Here is a 3,453-nt window from a genome sequence, read left to right as displayed (position 1 = left end):
AACTCCGCACGTCGTAACCGCGCATATTTCCGGCAAGATGCGCAAGAACTACATTCGTATTCTTACCGGTGACAAAGTGCGCGTCGAGCTGACGCCCTATGACTTGAGCAAAGGGCGCATTACTTACCGCGCTCGTTAATCAAGTCAATACAGAACGCCCGGTTTATGCCGGGCGTTTTTGTGTCTGCGTTTTGGGGGTTAGGTTTGGAGTTGGAGTTGGAGTTGGGGGCATATCCGTTTTTTCGGGTGCTGCCGCTGGCGGTTTCGCTCTTACAGCGAGTCACCTTTTCCAAACGCCGAAAAGGTAACCCAAAAGGCTTTGCCCCGGCGTACGGCACTTCGCCGAGGCTCAGTGTTCCCTCGCTACGGTGTCCATCCGGGGGCATCGCCTACGGTTTGCTTCGCTGCACCTCCTCTCGATGAATGCGGCTTCGCCGCACGGCGCTGCGCGCCTAACCCCCGGATGGACACCTACGCTCGGCCTGCCGAAGGGGCAAAAAATCAAAAGCCAAAGCCAGATCAAAAGCCAGATCAATAGCCCCTCACCCTAGCCCTCCCGAAACGTCGGACCGCCCGTAGGGAGAGGGGACTGACCGAGTGGTTTGGGAGAGGTACGCTGACGTGCGATACCGCGTTGAACTCAGATTTTGAAAGGCCCAAAAATCGGCTCCCTCTCCCTCGGGAGAGGGCTGGGCGGGCGGCGTTCCGATGAGGGGCAGCTCCAACGCAAATCCAAAGCCGACCACGCTGTACCCCTCACCACTCAACAGGATGAGCGTTAGCTCGGCTGCAGCTTTTGATCTGTAACGCGACGTCGGAAGGCTGAGTGGAGGGGTTGATCCGGGCGTGGGAGCGCAGCGACCGTTTGGCGCAGCCAAACACAGCGAGAGGAGGTGCAGCGAAGCAAACCGTAGGCGCTGCGCCCGGATCGATCCCGCAGCGAAGGAACCCCGAGCCCCAGCGAGCGGGCCGTACGTAGGAGCAAGCCTTTTGGGTTACCTTTTCGGCGTTTGGAAAAGGTGACCCGCCGTAAGGGCGGAACCCTAATCAGCAACACCCGCAGCAACGGATATACACACAAAAACACCAGACAACAAAAAGGCGCCCGAAGGCGCCCTCTTGATCTACACCCGTCAGGCCATCTCTGCGGTGGTCTCGAAGTCAAACGTCAACTCGCCATCCTTGATGTCGATGTGCACCACACCGCCATGCTCGGCCAGCTCGCCAAACAGAATTTCCTCTGCCAGCGGACGCTTGATCTTGTCCTGGATCAGACGCGCCATTGGACGTGCGCCCATTGCCGAGTCGTAACCACCAGCCGCGAGCCAACTGCGCGCCGCGTCGGTCACTTCCAGCAACACACGCTTGTCTTCCAGTTGCGCCTGAAGCTCGGTAAGGAACTTGTCCACCACACTTTTGATGACCTCATGACTGAGGCGACCAAACTGGATAATGGTGTCCAGGCGGTTACGGAATTCCGGCGTGAAGCTTTTCTTGATCACTTCCATCGCATCAGACGAATGGTCCTGATGGGTGAAACCGATCGAAGCACGCGCCGCCGTTTCGGCACCGGCGTTGGTGGTCATGATCACGATCACGTTGCGGAAGTCCGCCTTGCGCCCGTTGTTGTCGGTCAGCGTACCGTGGTCCATGACCTGCAACAGCAGGTTGAAGACTTCCGGATGCGCCTTCTCGATTTCATCGAGCAACAATACGCAGTGCGGCTGCTTGGTGATCGCTTCGGTCAACAGACCGCCCTGATCGAAACCGACGTAGCCTGGAGGCGCACCGATCAGACGCGATACGGTGTGACGCTCCATGTACTCGGACATGTCGAAACGTACCAGCTCGATCCCCAACGCCTTGGCCAGTTGCCGCGCGGCTTCGGTTTTACCGACACCGGTCGGCCCTGCGAACAGGAACGATCCGACTGGCTTGTCAGGCGATTTAAGCCCGGCACGCGACAGCTTGATTGCAGTCGACAGCGAATCGATCGCGGCGTCCTGTCCAAACACCGTCAGCTTCAGGTCTCGCTCCAGGTTACGCAGCAGTTCCTTGTCGGAACTGGTGACGTGCTTCGGCGGAATCCGCGCGATTTTCGCGACGATGTCTTCGACGTGCGGCACTTCGATACGCTTGGCGCGCTTCTCGACCGGTTGCAGACGCTGATAGGCGCCCGCCTCGTCAATCACATCAATGGCCTTGTCCGGCATGTGCCGGTCATTGATGTAGCGCGATGCCAGTTCAGCAGCGGCACGCAGCGCTTCGTCGCTGTATTCGATGTTGTGGTGCTGCTCGAAACGCCCTTTCAGGCCGCGCAGGATACCAATGGTGTCTTCCACCGATGGCTCGACGACATCGACCTTCTGGAAGCGACGCGCCAGGGCACGATCCTTCTCGAAGATTCCGCGAAACTCCTGGAACGTGGTCGAACCGATGCAGCGAATGTCGCCAGACGACAGCAGCGGCTTGAGCAGATTCGAAGCGTCCATGACCCCGCCCGACGCAGCGCCCGCACCAATAATGGTGTGGATCTCGTCGATGAAGAGAATGGCTTGCGGACGTTTTTTCAGTTCATTGAGCAGCGCTTTGAAGCGCTTCTCGAAATCACCGCGATACTTGGTGCCCGCGAGCAGAGCACCGAGATCAAGCGAATAAACTACGCTACCGGCCAGCAGATCTGGCACCTGGTTGTCGACAATACGCTTGGCCAGGCCTTCGGCAATCGCGGTTTTACCCACGCCTGCTTCACCGACCAGCAGCGGATTGTTCTTGCGTCGACGCGCGAGAATCTGCGCGACACGCTCGACTTCCGATTCGCGGCCTACCAGCGGATCGATGCGACCCTGGCGTGCGAGTTCGTTGAGGTTGCTGGCATAAGCATCCAGAGGATTGCCTGAAGAAGAAGACTCACCGCCCTCGTCGTCCTGCATATCTTGTTCACCTTCAGAGTGATCGCCATGCCCAGGCACTTTGGAAATGCCGTGAGCGATGTAGTTGACGACATCGATGCGCGCAACGCTCTGCTGTTTCAGCAGGAACACTGCCTGACTCTCTTGCTCACTGAAGATTGCAACCAGCACGTTGGCGCCAGTTACTTCGCGTTTGCCCGAGCTCTGTACGTGGAAAACAGCACGTTGCAGTACACGCTGGAAGCCCAGGGTTGGCTGGGTTTCGCGATCTTCGTCATGAACGGGGATCAGTGGCGTGGTGGAGTCGATGAACTCCTGCAGGTCATGCTTGAGTTTGTCGAGGTTCGCGCCGCAGGCACGCAAAACGGTGGCGGCAGCCTCATTGTCCAATAAGGCCAGCAAAAGGTGTTCGACGGTCATGAATTCATGACGCTTCGAACGAGCCTCCTTGAAGGCAAGATTGAGGGTGACTTCGAGCTCGCGGTTTAACATAGCATAACCTCATACCCACGTGGTAGGCGCTTCACCGGCCTTCGCCATA

The 3,453-nt window shown here is 58.2% G+C and carries 2 protein-coding genes; one reads left to right on the top strand and one right to left on the bottom strand.

Annotated features, from left to right (window positions below):
• Positions 1-139, top strand: a 139-nt coding sequence (infA, locus tag ACIPZE_RS03995; RefSeq protein WP_400771864.1) for a translation initiation factor IF-1, incomplete at its 5' end; no start/stop codon positions are given.
• Between the two features lie 994 nt (positions 140-1,133).
• Here the strand turns inward: infA and clpA are convergent.
• Entirely contained in the window at positions 1,134-3,404 is a 2,271-nt protein-coding gene (clpA, locus tag ACIPZE_RS03990) for an ATP-dependent Clp protease ATP-binding subunit ClpA (protein WP_007920210.1), read from the bottom strand.
• Positions 3,405-3,453: the final 49 nt, after the last annotated feature.

It is taken from the genome of Pseudomonas sp. NPDC089741, assembly GCF_044748825.1.
Lineage (GTDB): Bacteria > Pseudomonadota > Gammaproteobacteria > Pseudomonadales > Pseudomonadaceae > Aquipseudomonas > Aquipseudomonas helmanticensis.
The sequence above is the reverse complement of the archived record's forward strand: the minus strand, read 5'-3'. Positions and strand labels throughout refer to the sequence as shown.

Coding starts and splice junctions, on each gene's coding strand:
- clpA (WP_007920210.1), bottom strand. CDS start 3,404: ATGTTAAACCGCGAGCTCGAAGTCACCCTCAATCTTGCCTTCAAGGAG.